Origin of the sequence: Streptomyces sp. MAR4 CNX-425 (assembly GCF_048656465.1) — a bacterium.
Classification (GTDB): Bacteria; Actinomycetota; Actinomycetes; order Streptomycetales; family Streptomycetaceae; genus Streptomyces.
Window position 1 is genome coordinate 1 of the sequence record NZ_JBMDLF010000018.1, and the last position, 20,571, is coordinate 20,571.

At 70.3% G+C, this 20,571-nt stretch carries 8 protein-coding genes and 2 pseudogenes; 5 read left to right on the forward strand and 5 right to left on the reverse strand.

Going from position 1 to position 20,571, the window contains the following annotated elements:
* Nucleotides 1-1,276, forward strand: a pseudogene (locus tag ACHZ99_RS32170) (tyrosine-type recombinase/integrase).
* Between the two features lie 85 nt (nt 1,277-1,361).
* Here the strand turns inward: ACHZ99_RS32170 and ACHZ99_RS32175 are convergent.
* Complete coding sequence (locus tag ACHZ99_RS32175; RefSeq protein WP_420308369.1) at nt 1,362-1,775, reverse strand: hypothetical protein; 414 nt, start codon at nt 1,773-1,775, stop codon at nt 1,362-1,364.
* Nucleotides 1,776-1,853: 78 nt separating this feature from the next.
* Between ACHZ99_RS32175 and ACHZ99_RS32180 the strand changes: the two are divergent.
* Nucleotides 1,854-2,832, forward strand: a pseudogene (locus ACHZ99_RS32180) (tyrosine-type recombinase/integrase); the annotation flags it as partial.
* Nucleotides 2,833-2,874: 42 nt separating this feature from the next.
* Here the strand turns inward: ACHZ99_RS32180 and ACHZ99_RS32185 are convergent.
* The 3 genes from ACHZ99_RS32185 to ACHZ99_RS32195 form a co-directional block, all read right to left on the reverse strand.
* On the reverse strand, nt 2,875-3,339 hold the full coding sequence (locus tag ACHZ99_RS32185) for a DUF4304 domain-containing protein (RefSeq protein WP_420308370.1): 465 nt from the start codon (nt 3,337-3,339) through the stop codon (nt 2,875-2,877).
* Nucleotides 3,339-10,220, reverse strand: coding sequence for a polymorphic toxin-type HINT domain-containing protein (locus ACHZ99_RS32190; protein ID WP_420308417.1), 6,882 nt, complete (start codon nt 10,218-10,220; stop codon nt 3,339-3,341). The genes ACHZ99_RS32185 and ACHZ99_RS32190 overlap by 1 nt, the downstream gene beginning before the upstream one ends.
* Nucleotides 10,221-10,416: 196 nt before the next feature.
* Nucleotides 10,417-14,742 (reverse strand): LamG-like jellyroll fold domain-containing protein, encoded by a 4,326-nt coding sequence (locus tag ACHZ99_RS32195; protein ID WP_420308371.1) that lies wholly within the window; start codon nt 14,740-14,742, stop codon nt 10,417-10,419.
* A gap of 217 nt (nt 14,743-14,959) precedes the next feature.
* Here ACHZ99_RS32195 and ACHZ99_RS32200 point away from each other — a divergent pair, with 217 nt between their 5' ends.
* Nucleotides 14,960-15,640, forward strand: a complete 681-nt coding sequence (locus tag ACHZ99_RS32200) for a response regulator transcription factor (protein ID WP_420308372.1) — start codon at nt 14,960-14,962, stop codon at nt 15,638-15,640.
* Between the two features lie 29 nt (nt 15,641-15,669).
* Entirely contained in the window at nt 15,670-16,956 is a 1,287-nt protein-coding gene (locus tag ACHZ99_RS32205) for a sensor histidine kinase (RefSeq protein ID WP_420308373.1), read from the forward strand.
* A gap of 370 nt (nt 16,957-17,326) precedes the next feature.
* On the opposite strand, the gene ACHZ99_RS32210 is transcribed toward ACHZ99_RS32205, so the two are convergent.
* Entirely contained in the window at nt 17,327-18,928 is a 1,602-nt protein-coding gene (locus tag ACHZ99_RS32210; RefSeq protein WP_420308374.1) for an aromatic amino acid ammonia-lyase, read from the reverse strand.
* Nucleotides 18,929-18,990: 62 nt separating this feature from the next.
* On the opposite strand from ACHZ99_RS32210, the gene ACHZ99_RS32215 reads away from it, so the two are divergent.
* Nucleotides 18,991-20,568 (forward strand): NAD(P)-binding domain-containing protein, encoded by a 1,578-nt coding sequence (locus ACHZ99_RS32215; protein ID WP_420308375.1) that lies wholly within the window; start codon nt 18,991-18,993, stop codon nt 20,566-20,568.
* The last annotated feature ends 3 nt before the right edge of the window (nt 20,569-20,571 follow it).

A 20,571-nucleotide genomic window follows, 5' to 3' on the forward strand; every position in this document is an offset into this window, starting at 1 on the left:
CTGCCCCGCCCCACTTCTTCCCGCCGCTCCCGGACCCGTGCGAACGGCGACGGGACCATCTACCAGCGCAAGGACAGCCGCTGGGAAGCCGCCAGATACGTCCTCGCCCCCGGCAACACCCGCAAGCGCATCCGCGCCTACGGCACCACCCGCAAAGACGCGATGACCAAACTCACCGAGAAGATCGCCGCCACCAACCGCGGCCTCCCCATCGCAGCGGCCGACAGCACCGTGAGCGCCTACCTCACCTACTGGCTGAACGGCGTCGCCATACACCACCCGCGGGAGAACACCCACACCCGCTACGCCGCCGCCATCCGCCTCCACCTCAACCCCGGCCTCGGCGCCAAGAAGCTCGCCCGGCTCACCACCCGCGACATCCGCACCTTCCTCGACGGACTCCGCACCACCTGCCAGTGCTGCGCCCAGAAACGGGACACCGCCCGACGGTCCTACTGCGCCATCGGCCAGTACTGCGGAAAGCGGCTCTCGCCGCTTACCGTGACGTACGTCCACGCCGTCCTCAAGTCCGCCCTGGAACACACCGTCCACGAGGACGAACTGCCGCGCAACGCCGCCCGGAACGTCAAGACGACCACGCCCCGCCCCAGGCGCTTCCAGCCCCTCACCGCCACCGAAGCCCGGCAGTTCCTTCAGTCGGCCGGCGACGACCGGCTTCACGCCCTGTACGAACTCGCCCTGCGCACCGGACTCCGCCAGGGCGAACTCCTCGGCCTCCACTGGAAAGACCTCGACCTCGACTGCGGCACCGCCACCATCCACCGCTCCCTCCAGCGCACCCGCACCCAGGGCCTGACCGTCCTACACACCAAGACCCTGGCCTCCGAGCGGCGCATCGCCCTCCCCACCGAATGCATCAACTCCCTCAAAATCCACCGGGAACAGCAGCAAGAAGAGCGCCAGGCAGCCGGAACGAGCTGGACGGACAACGGCCTCATCTTCACCACGCCGAAGGGCAAGCCGCTCGACCCCACCAACCTCACCCACCGCTTCCGCCGCCTCCTCAACAGCGCAGGGCTCCGGACGATCCGCTTCCACGACCTCCCACTCGACCGCCACCCTGCTCCTGGAACAAGGCGTCGACCTCGTCGTCATCAAGGAACTCCTCGGACACGCCCACATCGGCGTCACCGCCGGCGTCTACGCCCACGTCCGCCTCCGCCTCCAACGCGAGGCCATCGACACCCTCAACGTCGCACTCGGCGGGGTCACCGACCTCCCTGACGACCCATCCACCACAGCCGTCGTTCGCTGACGTTGCCGTCAGCGTTGCCGTCAAACCGTTGAAGAGCCCCACCGAAACACAACTCGGTGGGGCTCTTCAGGCCGATCGACTCACCTCAAAGGAGATCGCTGCCGGTGCCGCCCAGTCGGTCGTCCACGGCCGCGCGAACTTCGCTCCAGGGGTCGTGCCGAAGGGATTCCAATGTCTCCCTCGACGTATTCCTGTGCTGCGCAACCCTCATTCTGATTGATTCGTCCTCATCGTGAGCGAGGCGCTCGAGAAGGTCCGGTGACAGTTTCCGCTTCATGGCCACCATGAAGCGGACGCGAGTATCTGGGTCGTCGATCAGTATTTCGAGAACAGCCAACGGCACCGTCTTGTTCTGGACAACTGCCACCCGTTCTTCCGGATATCGATCGACGACCTCCATCCATACCTGCGCGGGCGCCTCCTCAACTGCCGCCCTGCGGCATTCCTGTGGATCTGAGCTGTTGCGCAGCCGTACGAACTCGTCGGTAGTCTCGATCATCTCTTGACGCCCCGCAATTTGCTGTTCGGTATAAATTTCCCCGTATCGCCCTCCACTTGTCCGGCATGTAGTCGCCGTATCGCCGTACACCACCTCCGCGAGAACACCCACAGGCGGTACGCCGCATGCATCGACCGGTACCTGATCCCCGGCCTCGGCAAGAAGAAGCTGGCCAAGCTCACCGCCAAGGACGTCCGCACCTGGCTCGACCGGCTCCGCACCACCTGCCAGTGCTGCACGCGCGGCATCAATGCCCGGCGTGATGAGCCCCGCTGCTGTGCCGCCGGCCAGTGCTGCCACAAGCTGCTCTCCCCGCTGACGCTCACCTACATCCACTCCGTACTGAAGTCCGCCCTGGAGCACGCCGTACGCGAGGAAGAGATCCCCCGCAATGTCGCCCGCAACGTCCGCACCGGCACCCCACGGCCCCGGCGCTTCGAACCCCTCACTGTCGACGAAGCCCGTCAGCTCCTCACCACGGCCCAAGGCCACCGGCTGCATGCCCTGTTCGAACTCGCCTTGCACACCGGACTCCGCAAGGGCGAACTCCTCGGCCTCCACTGGGGAGACGTCGACCTCGACGCAGGCACCGCCGCCATCCGCCGCACACTCCAGCGCACCGGTACCGGCGGTCTCACCACGCTGCCCACCAAGACGCGAGCCTCCGAGCGCCGCATCGCCCTCCCCGCCCGCTGCGTCCGGTTTCTGAATCTCCACCGTGAGCAGCAGCAGCGCGAGCGGGAGGCCGCAGGCGCCGCGTGGCAGCACAGCGGGCACGTGTTCACCACTGCGCAGGGCACACCGCTCGACCCAACCAACCTCAGCCGCGCCTTCACCACGCTCCTCCGTCAGGGCGGCCTCCGCCGCATCCGCTTTCACGACCTCCGCCATTCGACTGCGACCCCGCTCCTGGAACAGGGCGTCGAACTCGTCATGATCAAGGAACTCCTCGGCCACGCCCCACATCGGCGTCACCGCCACTGTCTACGCCCACGTACGGCTCCGCCTCCAACAGGACGCCTTGACCGCACTCGGCAACTCCCTCGACCGTCCCTGACCACGCAAGTGAACCTGTCGGCTCGGAATCAAGGACGCTGCGTCACCCCTCTTCAAGCAATTCACCCCTGATTTCACGATGAATGAACACCTGATCGCTAACGCTCGTACGCAGCAGCGACTTCAAGCCCTGAATGCTCTCAATCGGATTGACCGCCCGCGCTACTGGAGTTGCAATCTTTTCGACAAGGTCCATTCGAAGGGAATCCTCACCACGCGCCTCCGCTGCTTGTCCAGATAGGAGGTCGAGATCGTCGCGGGAAATGGAGGTGATTGCGTCCGCCCTGAACCTGACGAGACATTTCGACTCCGGGAGCCACCCCGCCTTGGCATTGACCGCTGGCGCGAATCCGACATTTACGTAGCACGACTCATCCCAGCGGGACTCCTGGACGCCAACTACACAGTAGAGATCGCCAGACACTCTGTACCAGTTCGCCGACTTCTTTCGAAAACCCAGCGGCTTGAAGACTTCATTGAGAGTCTCCAGGAGAATAGAGTTAACCATCAGCCGAACCTCTTATACGTGTCGAGATGGCCAGTCCAGCTCTGACCGGTCATATCCTCCAACTCGGCGACGTACTTCTGCAACTGTCGCCGCCCCGCCGCCTGGCTGCTCGGCGCATCCGACTTCAACTCACGCACGACACGGTTCTTCCAGTCGACCGCATCAGGCCGGAGCCTGTTCGGAAGCCTGACTTCGAAGTCGTACCCGGCCCCCAAGGCATTCTTGTAGTTCAAGTGTGTCTGACGGCCACGGGCCGCGTCCGCATTCTCCCCAGACGTGAACTGCCCCTTCTCGTTACGGGCGACGCCGCAGTTGCTGTTGTGAACGAGTACCGGCGTGGCCCCCGCCAGCACATAGTACGTGTGGATGTCGTTGATCGTGAGGTCGTGCGTGCGTTGGCGCTTCGTGTAGTGGCGGACGCCCTGGATGGTGGCGGTGGCGCCGTCCGGCGTGCGTAGGGTCTGGCCGACAGCGAGGTTGCCGGCGTTGGCCCACCCGTTCAGTTCCTCTACCCAGAACGGGTGTGTGGTGGTGGAGGTCAGGGTGGTGGTCCGGCCGTCGGCTTTGATACTGAGATCGACGAAGTTCTTGTCGTCCTCAGTGTTGATCGTTGCGACGACCTCGCGGATGGTGGTATTGCCGGTCTCCGGGTCGGTAGCGACAATTTTGTCGCCGATTCTAAGGTCCTCAATGGATTTGGAGCTACCGTCGGCCAGCAGCACTTTAGTGCCGGGGATGAAGCTGTGACACTTCTTCGCCGCCTTGAGGAACTTGATCGGCTTGAGTGCTTTGGCCCACGGCAGGTCGAGGGCGGCAGAGCCGCAGGCGCTGGTGAAGCCCGGGTTCTTCAGGCATTCCTTCCAGGCGCCGATGTCGGGTGCGACGATCGAGAGGACGAACTGGTCAAAGGCGGTCTGTGGCCGGTCGAGCCAGCCGAGGTCGCCTGCGACGGCGCAGAAGTCCTTACTGCCCGGAGCAATCTCTCCCGGATCACACGACGCCCGGATGTGGTGGTCCAGCCGGTCCTCCTCGTTGCTGAGCGTTGGGTACATCCGCTCCAGTTCGAGGGCTGAGGGCAGGCGGAAACCCTCCATCCACACCACGCCGTCCTCTTGGGTGATGTGGATGGTCTGGCTCGGGCCCTGCGACGAGGTGTTGCCGTTGTGGGGGTGGTTCACGGACGGTTTGCCCATGACGCCGCCGCCGGTCTGGTTCATGCCGTCACCGCGGCTGCCGTCCGCGCGGGTTTGCGCGTTGCCGCAGCTGACACCGCTCGGGGATCCTCTGCCGCAGTCCAGTCCCAGGCCCGTGGGGTCCTTGAACGTCAGCGGATTCTGGGCGGCGTAGGTGTAGCCGTTGAGGGTTTGGGGTTTGTCGAGTTCGAGGAGTGGGTCGACGCTGATGAAGCGGCCCAGGTCCGGGTCGTACTCGCGGGCGCCGAGGTGTTGCAGGCCGGTGCTGGCGGTGTCGTCGGTGCCGCCGACGAAGCCTCGGGTGCCCGGCCAGGAAGCGGGTTCCGGGCCGCGGGGGGCGCCGAAGGGCAGGCTGCGGCGCTGGTCGAGGGTCTGGGTGGCGGCGTCGACGGCCAGTTGGCCGGTGCCGTTGTGGTCGGCCAGGGTGAACGAGACGCTGCCGTCGTCCTCCTGGACCGCCTGGTGGCCGCCGCCGAGGTCGTAGTAGCGGGTGGCCTTCGCCGCCGTGGCGCCCTTGGGCAGGGTGACCTCGGTGGCGCCGAGGTAGAGGGTGGTCTCCGTGGGGGTGCGGGCGATGAGGCGGTTGCCGCCTGCGTCGTAGAGGTAGCTGGTGACCTTGTCGGCGCCGCCCTCGACCGGCTCGGTGACCTTGGCCAGGTGGCCTTCGGCGTCCCATTCGAGGGTCTGGGTGTCGCCCCCCAGGTTGCGGGTGGCGGTGTTGCCGGCGGCGTCGTAGGTGTAGGTGTCCTGCGCCGTGCCGGTGGGTCCGCTGCTGGTGACGGACGTGAGGCTGTGCGGGCGCGGGCTGCCCGAGGCCGGGTAGGCGTAGGTGCGTACCGTGTCCTTGGCGGTGTCGCCGCCGGTGTCGTGCCGGGTTTCAGTGAGGCGGTTGCCCGCCTTGCCGTAGGTGTAGGAGTGCCAGTACGGTGCCGGCCCGCCCACCGCCGCGGCCGTCGGCTGGGCGGAGCACTCGGTGTCGCCCTCGGTCCAGGCCGTCGTCAGCCGACGGGCGAAGTCGTAGTCGAAGCACTGGTTGTCCGTGCCGGACCGGGAGACGTCGGCCACGGACAGCACGTTTCCGGCCGCGTCGTACGTGAAGGTGTTGTGCTGGTCGACGCCGGGCACGTCCTGTCGTTCGACGCGCGACGTGGCGAGGCGCTGCGTCCCCCGCTCGTAGACATTCGCCACGGTGACGGTCTTGCTGCCGCTGTTCGACAGCTCGTAGAGCTGCGGCTTGCCGTCTTTGGTGTAGCTGATGGTCGCCTTCAGTCCCTGGTCGCCGCCGAGTTCGATCGGGCGGAGGGTCTCGTCCTCGTACGTGAACGTGACACCCGACGACGGCAACGCCCCGGCCTTCGGGAAGCCGACCGCCTGCACGGTGCCGGAGACGTTGTACGTCGTCGAGGACAGGTACGTCCCCGCCAGCGCGCCCTCGGAGGCGGGAATGGTGACCGTGGAGCGAAGCACCCGGTACTGCCGGTCGTACGCGACGACCTTGTTCGTGTACGCCTCGCCGTCCACGTAGCGGGTCGACGAGGCCAGATGCCCCTTGGCACCGCTGACCGTGTCGTACGTCCAGGACGCGCGCAGGATGCCGGTGGGTGAGGACTCCCGCAGCTCGGTCTGGCGCCCGATGCCGTCGTAGAGGCTGACGAGCTTGGTCCCGCGGGCGTCGGTGGTGGAGACGACCTGGCCGCGGTCGTCATAGACCGTCGTGGTGGTGCCCTTGTCCGGGTCGTTCGCCTCGATCTGGCGTCCGAGCTGGTCGTAGCGGTACGTCCATGAGTTCCCGGCCGGGTCGGTCACCTTCGCCAGCTCGCCGCGCGGCGTGTACCGGTAGCCGGTCTCGTCGTACGTGGACTCTGGGCTCGGCGCGTGGTGCTGGCGCACGGCTGTGGTCCGGCCCCGGGCGTCGACGAGGGATGTCGTGGTGGTTCCGCCGTCAGGCGGGATCACCGTCGTGCGGTCGCCGCGGTACTGGGTGGTGGTCGTCGCCAGAACGGTGTGTCCGTCGCCGCTGCCGCCCACCTGCTGGGTCTGGATACTGCGTCCGAGACCGTCGTAGGTGTGCCGGTACTGGGTGTCCACGGTGATCGTGTCCTGCGGGAGGAAAAGTTCCGGGGACGGCAGCTTGTCCGTGTAGTACGGCGCGAAGGTCTCTCCGACCAGGCCCCGCTCGTCGTAGAAGATGTCGCTCAGTAGCCTGCCCCCGCCGGGCCCGGGTGCCTGGGTCTGGCGTTCGCGCAGGAACCCGTCGAAGAGGGTGTACGAGGTGCGCTGGGCGCCCGAGTTGCCGAGGGTCCTGGTGCCGACCGCGACCGGCTTCCCCTCGGTCACCTGGTACGTGAACTCGTAGTTCGGCGTCAGGCTGGTGCGCCGGTCGGGCAGCCACACCTTTGTCGTACGGCCCAGGGCGTCGTACGCCGACGTGGTGGTCTTGCCGTTCGTGTCGGCCTGGGTGAGCGGCAGCCCGCGTGCCGGCGCGTAGGTGGTGGTGGAGGTCAGCGCCGTGGTGGCATCGCCGGGGGTGGCCGGCGGCGTGGTCTCCTCGACACGGGTGACGAGGCCGGTCGTAGGTGTGTAGGCGGTGGTGGAGGTGCGTCCGTCCGTGCGCGCGTCGCGCGACTTCAGCTGCCCGCTCGCGTCGAAGGCCAGGTTCGCGGTGAGGTCGGTGCTGGCCCGCTCGCGGCCGTAGGCGTCGTACTCTGCGGTGGATTCCAGGTAGACGGCCTCGTCCGCGGTACGGGACTTCAGCACGGCGGTGGCCGTGGCGTCGCCCCTCGTCGGCGGAGTCGGAGTGGCGTCGATCGCCGACCCGTCGTAGGCCGTGCGGACGTCGGTGAGGACGTCCTTAGTGCGGTCCACGGGGTCGCCGCACGCCTTGGTGACCGTCTCCACCCGCGCGGGCAGGGTGAGGATGTTCTTGTCCGCGTTGGTGGCGTACGTGGTGCGGGTGCACCGGTTGTCGGCCGCGGTGGAGTTGTCCGCGAAGTCGTTCACCTCGGTCAGCCGGCCGGCGACCGTGTCGTGGGTGTTCGCCTTCGACGTCACCCGCCAGTCGTTGCCAACGCCGTTGTCCAGGGAGGTCCAGGTCTTGGTGCGCGCGGTGCCGGTGAGGTTGGCGGTGACCGTGCCCCAGGAGCGTTCCTTCTTCGCCGTCCGGTGGTGCCAGGGCCGGTTGACGGTCTTGTTCAGGACCTTGCCGCCGGGGCCGGTGAAGTCGACGGTCTTGTACGCGAAGCCGGCGGCCGACTCGTGGTCGGTGATCGGGTCGCCCTCCCCGGCACCGAGGCTGACGGACACGCTCTTGGTGCCGCCGGTGGGACTCTCGCGGTCTCCGTGCATGCCGCGGAGGAAGTAGGTGTCGGACTGCGACACCATGGCCGCCTCGCCGAGCAGCCCGCCTGTTTTGACCCGCACCCGGCCGTAGCCTCGCCACTGCGACCAGGTCTTGAACTTCTCCTTCGTCAGACTGTCGTCATCGTCGTAGTGCCAGGCCGCCCCGCCCAGATACTCGTAGCGGGTGACGGAGTCGGGAGCGCCGCCGGTCCGGTCGGTCTCCGTCATGGAGGTGACGACGTACTTGTTGAACCACTGCCGCTCCGGGTCGGCGGTGTCGCTGCCGCCGATGTACTGGGGGAAGCAGCGGGTGGTGTTCGTCTGCGGGGTGGGCAGCGCGCTCCAGTCGCAGGCAGCGGCGGAGTAGTTGGCGTCGATCCGGCCGCCGTACTCGTCCGCGACCGACGACAGCCGGGCCTTGATGAACGGCGCGTAGCCGTCCCCCGTTTTGTCCAGCCGGTTGGCCAGCTGGGTGTAGACGAACGTGGTCTTCGGCAGAGTGATCGCCGGCGCGGCGGTGTGGCCGGTGCGCTGGATCGAGTCGAGGAGCAGCTGGTAGTCGGTGTCGGCCATTCCCCAGCGGTGTGCCAGCTTCCAGGAGTCGACGGTGCCGTACGTTCCGTCGCCCTTGAGCACCTGGGTGGTTACCTTGGTCAGTCGCTTGCGGCTCCAGAAGCTGGGCGCGTACCGGCCCTGATCGCAGTCGGCCGTCTCTCCGCAGTTCAGGTCCCAGGGGGTGTCGTACCAGTAGGCCGCGTCGGTGCCGATGGACGAGCAGTCGGTCTGCGCATTGGGCAGGCACCGCTCACCGCTGCTGAAGTCGACCTTGGCCAGCGGTTTCGTGCCGTACACCGAGGAATGCTTCAGCCCGTACTCGATGCGGTCCAGGGTTCCCCCGCGGGTATAGCGGGTGTTGTTCTCCGCCTTCAGGTTGCGGCCGTAGGAGTTCTTCTCCTGGTGGTAGTAGTAGGCGAGGGCGTTGCCGTGCGGATCGACGACGTAGTCGAGGTTCCAGCGCCAGGTCTGCTGGCACCAGGACGAGCCGAAGCCGGCCCCGTCGTGGCACGGCTCGCCGGAATCGTCGCCGAACACCGGGACGTTCCAGGCCGAACCCGTGGTCTCCTTGCCCTCGGTCCAGCCCGGCAGCCGGTTGTAGCCGAAGTAGTAGCGCACGCCCTGCGGATCGGTGACCCGCCAGTACTCGCCGTTGTTGTCGCCGTTGCCGCGGGCGGCCGAGTCCAGGCGGGTGACCCGGGTGCCGTCGTCGTCACGCAGCTTCCACTGGTCGTTGCCGGCCGGGACGAGTTCGCCGCCCTTGCCGTTGAAGGAGATGAACGCGTTGTCGTGGCCCCAGCACTGGTCGCCCGGCTTGCTGCCGTCGGCGTGCTTGACACCGTCGTCCGCGCACGGCTTGTACTGGCGCTCGATGTACCCGGGCCAGAAGCTGAACCCGTCGCCTACCCAGGACGACTGGTTGTTGGTTCCTCCGGTGCGGCCGTCGACCGCGCCCGACGAGTACGACATGCCCACGCTCGGCTGTAGCCCTCCGGGCACCTCCGGGACCGGAATACCGTACGACCAGGAGAAATCCCCCGAGTTGAGGTTCACCTTCCACGACGACGACGGCGCCAGCGACGTGGCCTTGTAGTCCCCCTTCCCGCCCTCCTCGGCGGCGACGGCGGCGAGCACCGTCGGTTCACGGGTGCCGAGGTGGACCGTGTCGGCGGTGAGCGTCCGCTTCTCCGCGTCGTTGGCCGTCGGCAGCGGCTCGCTCGCGCGGCACCCGGGCTTGTCGGGCGTGTCCAGGACGCAGGCCGGCATCTCGACGAGGGTGAGCCGGGAGGCGTAGTCGCCGCCGAACGCCTCGGCGAAGGCCGCGTAGTCCACCGTCGCGCGTACCTCACCCGCCGCGCGCTGGGAGCCGGGTTCGGACTCCAGCGCGAACAGCACCCCGTCGACGCCCGCCTGCCGGGCCGCCTGACGGCCCAGGACGCGCGTGGTCACCGTGCCCCGGGCGCCCTTTGCCGCCTCCGCCGCAGCCGCGGGATGCCCACCGTCCGCGGAGGGCACGTCCAAGGAGAGGGGAAGGGCCGTGGCGCTCGGCAGATCTTGGGTGCTCCTGACACCCGCGGAACTCAGCTCGACCCGGGCGGTCGCCGGCTCCGGCCAAGCGGCGTCAGGCTCCTTCCGCGGCGTTCTCGGACCATCCGGCCGCGGACGCGGCTTGATCTTCGTCGCCGATTCACCGGCGACCGGCTGCTCCGCCCGGGGCACGTCCGGACTGCCGCTGCCGCCGTCCGCGACCGCGTCGGGCGTCGTCGTGACACTCTGCAGAAGGGTGGCGACCATCAGGGCCGCCGCCCCCAACGCCACCTTGCCGTTCGTCCATCTGACGCGCCTGCTGACCTTCCGGTTCATCCCGTCGTCCTCGTCTCCGCTGCCGCGCCACCATCGCCCGCGTGCGGGCCGCCGGTGGAAGCCGGGTGCTGGTGAATGGGGTGAGAGCCCCGGCGCCGTTGGGGGCAGCGCCGGGCGGAGTGCGATATCAACTGTTGTCAGGGACGTCGGTGACGACGTCCGGCATACCGAGCGCAAGCAGGGCGACCTGGCCGCCGGTCAGCGCCCCCTGGAAGACCCACACGTCGTCGACCGCGCCGGGCCAGTACTCGCCCCACGCACCGCCCGTCTTGCTCCGGCCGATCTGCAAGGACTCGCCGGCGGTGAAGGTCAGCACATCCTGGGCCCAGGAGAGCCGGTCCGTGCAGGCAGGATCGTCCGCTGTCCCGTCGCCGTCGGCGTCGGCACAGGCCACTTCCTCCAGTTCGCCGTTGACGTAGAGCCGCGCCTCCTTGGCGAAGCCGTCGTAGACCAAGGCGAGATGGTTCCACTCCCGCACATCCCAGAACTGCTCGTTCCGCACACGCACCACGCCTGCGGTGTCGGTGTCGGCCCCCGGCAGCGCTATCTGCCAGCTCCCCGCGCCGGCTGCGGAATCTGCGGCTGGTACGTACCGCACCGCGAACGCGCTCTGCCTGCTACCCGTGGCGCTGACGAGCGAGGCCGGGCCGTCTGGCAGAGCGGCGGCTTGTGCCCAGGCGGTGACCGTGTAGCTCCCGCCCGTGTCCACCGGCACCCCGGAGGTAGCCGCATAGGCGCCCACTCCATCAAGGTCCATCGCGCCGGTGTCGACCCAGCCGGAGCCGATCGCCGCACCGCCGTGCAGGGTCATGTCGTGACCGCCCGGCGAGTCGTCCGCCGTGACCGGAGGGGTCGCACCATCGGTGCCCTCCAGCTTCCACCGGCCCTTGACCAGGGGACGGTGCTTGTAGAGCTGCTGGACTTCGGGGGTGGAGATCGGGCGGTCGAAGATGCGGACGTCGTCGATGGTGCCCGGGAAGTACTCGCCGGTGGTGCCGGACAGTTCGCTGGCGGCGATGAGCAGGGGGCGGTCGGCGAAGCGGGCGTTGGTCCACGCCGCCCGGGCGATGCGGTCGCCGTTGACGTACAGGGTGATCGTCTGGGTGACGGCGTCGTGGACGCCGACGATGTGGGCCCAGGTGTCCTGGTGGGCGGCGCCGTCGGGTTGTCCGGCGTAGATCAGTTGCGCGTCGGTGGTGTCGGCGTCGAATCCGCCCACGGCCCACCGGTCCTTGTCGGCGGCGTAGAAGAGGCTGACCACCGGCCGTTGGTTGTCCAGCAGCGAGATGACGGCTTTGCGGCCCTGGTACGAGCCGGGGGTGATCTTCGCCCAGGCGGCCAGGGCGTAGCTGCGGCGGCTGTCGAAGGGGGTACCCCGGTTCTGGCCGATCTGTGCGTAGCCGTCGGTGCCGTTGAAGGAGGCTGCCTTGCCGGCCACCCCGGCAGTCCCGGTGGTCACGCCACCGTGATAGGTGGCGGGGATCACTTCGGCCTGGCCCGATACCCGGGTGGCGCCGGCCGGTTCATCGAGGTCGAAGACGGCCACCGCCGGGCGGCTGGGGTCGTCGCCGACCATCTGGTGCTGATAGAGCTTGGCGACGTCCTCCGGGTTCAGCCGACGGTCGAAGAGCTGGACCTCATCCAGCGCGCCGGGCAGGAAGTGCGCCGGGCTGCCGTCGCTGGTACTCGCCCCGAGCATCAGCCCCCGCCTGGCGTCCCACAAGCCGGTGACGTCGGCCTGGCCGGCGAGCTGCCCGTTGACGAACAGCTCGATGCGCTGGTTGTGCCCGTCGTAGGAGCCCACCAGGTGCGTCCACTCCCCTGCGGTGACGCCGCCGGGGGCATCGGCCATGGCCCGGGTGACACCGCCGGGCGCGTCGGCGGCATGGTGGTTGAACACCCACCGCTGCAGCCCGGCGTGGTAGAACAGCGCGAAACTGGAGCGCGAGTTGCCCGGGTGGGAGGCGACCATCGCATTGCCCTGAGGTATCTCGTCCAGCTTCACCCACGCCGAGACCGCATGTGCTGTGGTGGTTTCCACCACCGGGATATCGGTGGCCACATGGCCGTCGACGCCGTCGAAGGCGATCGCGTTTCCGCGCGCCCCCACCGCCCCCGTGGTGGCACCACCGCGCAGGTCCAACGTCCTGGGCGGGGTGGAGCCCTCGGCCTGAGCAGCCCCGGCGGGCTCATCGAGCTGCCAGGTCGCGCGCTCCGGCTGCCCGGCCTTGACCCGGAACATATAGGTACGGACCTCGCTGCTCCTGTTTCCGGCGGTGTCGAAGGACTCGGCGGTGACGAAGTTCAGTCCTGGCCGGGTCGGGAGGATCTTCACGTCCCTGGCCGCGCCGCCGGAGGTGGAGACCTCGTTGCCGGGGTCGGGGTCGCCGTTGATGCCGTAGCGGTAGCGGTCCACATCCGAATCCGGCGAGTCGAAGGTGAACGTCCCGTACCGGCCCACTCCGTCGAGCCAGGGGTCGTCCGGGTTTTCCGGATCGGACTCCGGATACTGCCCCGAGGTGACGGTGGGCGCCTTGGGCACATTCGTGTCGTAGACGAAATAGCAGCCGGTCTTCGTATCCCCCGCATACGACCACGGCGACCACTGCGCCCCGTCATAGGCGCGCGCGTACCAGTGCACGTTCGTGTCCCGCGGGATGCTGGACGGCAGCGACGGAGCAAAGGTTGAACCCGACCGCTTGAACGTACTGCGCTCCGGCTTCCACCGCTCGATGGTGCCGTCCGAACCCTGCCACTTGGCCTGGAACTGCACCGCGACGCTGTCGCCGTCCGGATCGGTGACATCCCGGGCGTAGATCCTGCCCAGCGTGCGGATACGGGCCTTCTCACCGGGCCGCTTGCACACCCCGCCGTACTGCATCGTCAGCTGCGCCATCTTGATCTGCGGCGGCGGCCGGTTGTACTTCACCCGCAAAAACGCCCTATCCGCAAACCGCTTCCACGCGTACTTGTCCGACTCACTGCCCGCCCGCAGACCGAACGTCATCGTCGACCACTTCTTGTTCGCCGCCTGCTGCACCGCCGATCTGATGCCGAACTCGGCGTCCTTCGAAGCACAGCCGTCGTAGCCGTGCGCGAAGGAACGCGTGTCCAGCTTGTCCAGCCAGAAGCCCGACCCGGCATCCTGGCTGTTCCACGTGGTCGACGAGCTGATGTCCTTCGTACGCCACAACTCCACGCCGCGATCGGAGCACGACGCCGACCACACGTTGCGCACCACAAACTCCGCCGACAACACCGACTTGCCCGCGAACCTGGAGGTGGGGATGCGGTAGAACACCCGCTTGGTGTCGTGCGGCGCACAGTAGTCCCAGCCGCAATACCCCATCCCGGCGTTGGAATCGCCGTTGAACCGCCACTGCGGCGACGACGCCCAGTACTTCGACGCGAACGTCCACGCCGACGCGTCCGGCGTATACCACTGCGGGTCGATGAACACCGGATACACCGTGTCCGCACCCCGCAGCACCCCCGCGTCCGGCGTCAGCACCAACTGCCCGGACGCCTCGGCGACCTCCACGCCGACCGGCGCGAGCTTGCCCGACTCCCCCGCCCCCGGATCGCCGTCAGCCGTAGCCCGGGCGGCGGGGGCGGCGCCTCCGCTGGAGTCCCACATCATCGGCTGCGGCGCCTCGAACACCGCCCCTCCGGCCCCGGCGTCGACCGCCTCCAACCCGCCGACCGCGGTTTCGCGCACGGCCATCCCGGCCGCGTCCAAGTGCAGCCGAAGCTGCGCCAGCTCCGGGTTGGCCGCCGCCTCGGCGGACTTGACCACCAGCAACTGGGTGAACCCGTCCGCCTGCACACCCATCCGCAGGTCGACCCCCGGCAGCACCTCGGGGTAGACCGCCGTATCCCCCTCCAGCCGCGGCTGCGGCAACCCGCCCGGCCACGACAGCGACAGTTCGCGCCCCGCCCTGGCCATCCGCACCAACGGCCCCTGCCCGCCACCGGAGAACTCCAGCCCCACCGTGGTCGCCCCAGGCGCCACCATGCCGTCCGCGGCCGCGGCAAGCCCGGTGTCGATCGGCTTCCACGCGCCGCCCACCCTGGTCCGTACCGGCCGCAGATACTCGCGCGCCTCCAGATACCCGTCCGGAGTCGCGAACACCTCGCTCGACTCACCCCGCAACGACAGGATCTCCACCGGCTCACCGGTCCGCTCCGCCCGCGCCGCCGCCTCGCCCTCCGTCGCCGCACCCGCCGCACCCCCCGCAGTCGCACCGGCGTCCGACGAAACCGCCGAGGGCACGTGCGCACTGCCCGGAGTCTCACTCGCCTCCACGACCGGCGCCGTGCCCAGCAGCAGCACCGTGCCCAACCCCGCCGTCAACCACGCCCGACAACCCCGCCCACGACCACGCGACACCACAGAGCCCCACCCCTGAGACGACTGAACGTAACGTCGCGTCAACCTAGCGACACCGATCATGCCTGGACGAGACCACAACTCCCGATAATCCGGGCAATTCTTCACGGCACTTCCGAGACTTACGTCACAGTATCTTCACGTCATACGGCGGGTTCGACTCAGAGATCGGTCACGTCTGCGCATTTCGGGCATGAGTTCGTGCCGCCTGAACAGACCGCCCGTCTCCTACGTACCTCCCGTGCAACAGCCGAGGGGCCTGGGACTGAGGAGTGCCGACGTGGCGGTTCAAGATGTACGGGATCCTCGGCGGCTGCTGGTCGTCGAGGACGACTGCGAGCTGGTCTCCATGCTCGTCGAGGTGCTGAGCGGCGAGGGGTACGTCGTCGAGGCGGCCAGGGACGGGCAGCGGGGGCTGCACCTGGGGCTGACCCGGCCGTACGACGTGCTCGTCATCGACCGGCGGCTGCCGGTGCTCGACGGGCTCGACCTGCTGCGCCGACTGCGGTCACGGGCCGTACGGACGCCGGTGCTGCTGCTGACCGCGATGGGCACCGTGCACGACCGGGTCGACGGGCTCGACGCCGGCGCCGACGACTACGTCACCAAGCCCTTCGCCTTCGACGAGCTGAGCGCCCGCTTACGCGTCCTGTGCCGACGCGGCCACGAGGGCGCCGGCGTGCTGCGGATCGGGGCGGGGCGCCTGCACATCGGCGCGCGTGAGGTCGAGCTGGCCGACGGGGAGCGGGTCGGGCTCGCGGCGCGCGAGTTCGCGCTCCTGTGGGCGCTCGCCGCCCGCCCCGACCTCGTCTACTCCCGGGCGCAGCTGCGGGGGCTGGTCTTCCAGGAGGCGTCGGCCCAGTCCATCGTCGACACCTACGTCTACTACCTGCGCCGAAAGCTCGGCCACCGGGTCATACGGACCGTCCACGGCCTCGGCTACCGGCTGGGGGCGCTGTGAGGTCCCCGTTCGCTACGAGGTCCGTGCCGGTGGCCGAGCCGAAGTCGTCCTCGGCGTCCGCGGAGTTGTCGGCCGTACGCCGCGCGCGGCTGCGGATCGGCGTGATCACCGCGGCGACCATCACCCTGCTCCTCGCGGTCGTCGGCGGCGTCGCCGACGCGGTCATGACGCACGCCCAGAGCGAGCAGGTGTGGCGCGAGCTGCGCTACGGCGCCGAGCGCGCCGACCCGTCGAGCCCACCGGTGTGCACCTGGCTGTTCACACCCGGCGCGGAGCCGCTGGCGAACGCCCCCGAGGGGTTCCCGGTACGCGCCGACATGGACCGGGCGCGCCGCACCGGCGCGGCGGTCGAGCGCACCGTCGAGCGCAACGACACCGTCTACCGGGTGCGCTCGACCGTCCGCGCCGACGGCCGCGTCGTGCAGGCGGTGTTCGACATGCGCTTCCAGCTCGCCGACCGCAGACACCTCTGGTACGCCCTGGGCGTCGCCGAACTCGTCGGGCTCGCCGCCGCCACGGTGACCGGGATCGTGCTCGGGCGGCTGTCCGTCGCCCCGCTCGCCGAGGCGCTCGCCCGGCAGCGCCGGTTCGTCGCGGACGCCAGCCACGAGCTGCGCACCCCGATCACCCAGGTGTACGCGCGGGCCCAGCTGCTCTCGCGACGGGCCGCCGCCGAGGAACTGCCGGGCCCGTACCGCGACGGCCTCGACCGGCTCGTCGGCTCGGTCGGCCGGCTCGGCGACGTACTGGACGACCTGCTGCTGTCCGCGAGCCTGCAAGCGGACCCGGCGCGGCCCGCCGAGCGCCGGGCGGTCGATCTGGCGGCGCTGGCCCGGTCGGTGGCGGCCGAGGTGGCGGAGTACACGCGCGGCGCCCGCCTGTCCGTCAGCGTGGCCGGGCCGCCGCACTCCCTGTTCGTCCACGGCATCGAGTCCGCGCTGCGCCGCGCGGTCGGCGAACTGCTGTCCAACGCGATCAGCCACACCCCGGCGGGCGGCCGGATCGAGGTGACGCTGACACGGGCCGCGGGCACGGTCGGCCTGTCCGTCACCGACACCGGCGCGGGCTTCGACCCGGCGGAGGCGGAGCGGCTGTTCGAACGGTTCCACCGCGGGGGTGCCGGGGGCCGGTACGGGCTCGGGCTGGCGCTGCTGCGGGAGGTCGTCACGGCGCACGGCGGCACGGTCACGGCCGCCGGGCGGCCGGGGCGCGGCGCGCGGTTCACGATCGAACTGCCGGAGTCCGCGGATGCCGCGGGGGCGGAGGCGGGAGCGGGTACGGGTGCGGCGGGGGCGGTCGGCGCGGTACGCCGGTGAGTCACGTGATGCAGGTGACCCGGCAGCGAGCGCGGGTGCCGCCGGGCGGACGCCCGTAAGGAGGGGGGAGGGAGCGCGGGCGGCCCCGCAGGGGCGGCTCTGTGCGGGTGCTCCCTCGTAGGGCGGTCCCGCGTGGGCGCCCCCGGGTACCTCAGCACAGGCGGTCCTGCGTAGACGCTCCAGGGCAGGCGGCCCTGCTCGGGCGCTCCCGTGCAGGCGGCCCCGCACGGGAGCTCCCGCTCGGGGCCTGCGCGGGCGGCCCCTGCGGTCGGGTCCGCCCGGGCGGACCCGTGCGGGTGCTCCAGCACAGGCGGCCCCGCACAGGCGGCGCCGCGCGCTCCCCCGCGGGCGCGGGCGGCGGCGCCCCCGCTCAGACCTCCCCCACGCCCCCCTCCCCCGCCGCCAGCAGCCGCGCCGCGGCCCGGACGTCCGCGTCCAGCGGGCGGTCCGGGTCGACCGGCGCGATGAGCGCGGCGAGGGCGTCGAGGAGTTCGCCGCAGCGTGCGGCCGTGGGCGTGCGGGCGCCCGCGTACGCCGCCTGCCGCAGGCCGAGCGCGAGCGATCCGCACAGCAGCCCGAGCAGCTGCGCCGTGTCGTACGAGCGCAGCGCGGCCTGCGTGCCGAAGGGGACGACGTCCTGGTTGTGCAGGTTCGTCGGCAGACTCTGCGTGCCGGCGGGCGTCGCCGCGTGCCGGATCTCGGCGACGAACGCCGTGGTCGCCAGCTGCACGCCCTGCAACCCGTGCTGCGCGCCCGGCGTGCGGGTGAGCATCGGCGGCAGCCCGCCGTTCCGGGCCGGGTCCACCAGCAGGTCGAGCTGGCGCTCGGCGAGGTTGCCGAGCTGCGCGGTGACGGAGGCGAGCATGTCGGCGGCGAAGGCGGCGGGCTGCCCGAAGAAGTTCCCGCCGTGCACCACCTTCCCGCCTGCCCCGGTGTCCCCGCCGTCGTCCGCGGCGAAGAACAGCGGGTTGTCGCTGACTCCCCCCAGGTCGGCGGCGACCACCCGGTCCACGTACCGCAGCGCGTCCTCCGCCGCGCCGAGCAGCTGCGGCGCGCAGCGGATGCTGTACGGCTCCTGGAGCGGCCGGGTGCCGGAGGGGCGGAGGCCGGCGAGCGTACGCCGCATGCGGGCGCCGACGTCGACGGCGCCCGCGTGCCCGTACGCGCGCAGGAGGTCGTCGTCGGCGAAGCCGGGGTCGCAGCCGAGGAGGTCGGCGAGCAGGCAGGTCAGGGCGGTGAGCGAACGGTGCGCGGCGCGGACGGCGGCGCAGGCGAGGGCGGTGGCCGCGGTGGTCACGGAGGTGCCGTTGACGAGGGCGAGGGCGTCGCGGCCGTCGAGCGTGAGGGGCCGCAGGCCGGCGGCGGTGAGGGCGTCCGCGGCCGGTCTGCGGCGGCCGTCGAGGTAGGCGTGGCCGCGGCCGCGGAGGGCCTGGGTGGCGTAGGCGAGGGGGATGAGGTCGCCGCTCGCGCCGACGGAGCCGTAGCGGGGGACGGCGGGCGTGAACGTCGTGGCGAACATGGCGGCGAGCCGGTCGACGACTTCGGCGGACACTCCGGAGTGGCCGCGGGCGAGCGAGAAGGCGCGCAGCAGCAGCGCCGCCCGCGCGATCTCGTGCGGCAGGTCGGGGCCCTGGCCGGCGCCGAGGTGGGCGAGGGTGTTGTCGCACTGGTCGGCCTCGTCGGCGCGGCCGGCGTACCCGACGAGGGCGCCGAAGCCGGTGGTGACGCCGTAGATCCGCGTTCCCGTGCCGCCGCCGCCGCCGCCGTCGCCGTCGACGCCGCCGCCTCCGTCGCCGTCTCCGGACCCGGCGCCCGGCGGTCCGTGCCGCAGGTCGCGGAAGAGGCGCCGGCCGCGCTCGATGCGGGCGCGGGTCCCGTCGTCCACGGTGACGGTGAGCGGCGCCGCCGCGCGGCGCAGGGTGGCGGTGTCCGGCGAGCCGGCGAGCGAGACGGTGTCCGTGGTGGTCAGCACGCCGGGGAGCCTAGGCGGGGAATCTCAGAGGGCTCTGAAATCCGGCGGCTAACGTCCGGAATATGACCCACGACTACCTCATCATCGGAGCAGGGCCCGCGGGGCTGCAGCTCGCCTCGTTCCTGGAGCGCGACGGTGCGGACTACGTCGTTCTCGAACGCGACGGCGTCCCCGGCGCGTTCTTCACCCGCTTCCCCCGCCACCGCCGCCTGATCTCCAGCAACAAGGTCCACACCGGCTACGACGATCCGGAGCTGCGGCTGCGGATGGACTGGAACTCCTTATTGAGCGACGACCCCGAGCTGCTCTTCACCCGCTACAGCCCCCGCTACTTCCCCCCGGCCGACGACATGGTCCGCTACCTCGGCGACTTCGCCGCCCGCACCCGCGTGGCGGTGCGCTACGACACGGCCGTCGAGCGGGTCCGCCGGACCCCGGACGGCTTCGCCGTCACCGACCACACCGGCCACGTACGGCACACGCGGCGGCTCGTGGTCGCCACCGGGATGACCCTGCCCCACCTGCCGTCCCTGCCGGGCGTCGAACTCGCCGAGCGCTACGACACGTTCGACCCCGACCCCGGGACCTTCACCGACCAGCGCGTCCTCATCGTCGGCCGCGGCAACTCCGCCTTCGAGACGGCGGACAGCCTGATGGAGACCGCCGCGGTCATCCACGTCGTCGGCTCCGGCTCGCTGCCGCTGGCCTGGCGTACGCACTACGTGGGCCATCTGCGCGCCGTGAACAACAACTTCCTCGACACCTACCAGCTGAAGTCGCAGAACGCCCTCCTCGACGGCCGCCCGCTCGCCATCCGCCGCGCCCCCGGCGGCGGCTTCACCGTGCCCGTCGCGTTCGAGCGGGTCGACGAGGTCGCCCGGGACCTGCACTACGACCGGGTGATCCTGGCGACCGGCTTCCGCTTCGACGCCTCGCTCTTCGACGGCGACTGCGCGCCGGCGCTGATGGTCAACGACCGCTTCCCGGCCGTCACGCCCGTGGGCGAGTCGGTGAACGTGCCGGGCCTGTACTTCGCCGGCACCGTCATGCAGGGCCCCGACTTCCGCCGCTCCACCACCGGCTTCATCCACGGCTTCCGCTACTCGGTCCGCGCGCTGTACCGCACGCTGCGGCTGCGGCACCACGGTGAGCCGTGGCCGGTGACGGACCTGTCGGACGACCCCGAGCGGGCCGTCGGGGCGGTCCTCGACCGCGTCAACCGGTCCTCCGCCCTGTGGCAGCAGCACTCCGTCCTCGGCGACGTGCTGCTGGTCGCACCGGACGGCGCGATGCGCTACGCCGAGGAGGTCCCGGTCGGGCACGTGCCCCACGCGGTGCACGACGGGGAGTTCGGGGAGGTGGCCGCGTACGCGGTGATCACCCTGGAGTACGGCGCGGGCCACGACCGGGTGGACCCGTTCGACGTGACCGCGAGCCGCCCGTCGATGCGCGACGTGTCGGGGCTCGACGGCCGGTATCTGCATCCGGTGGTGCGCTGGTACCGGGCGGGCGAGCTCGTCGGCACGCACCACGTGACGGAGAACCTGGAGAACGAGTGGGACGACGAGGTCGTCCACCGCGCCCCGCTCCGCGCGTTCCTCGCCGCCCGCCGCGGGCCCGTCGCCCCGGTCGCGCGGTGACGG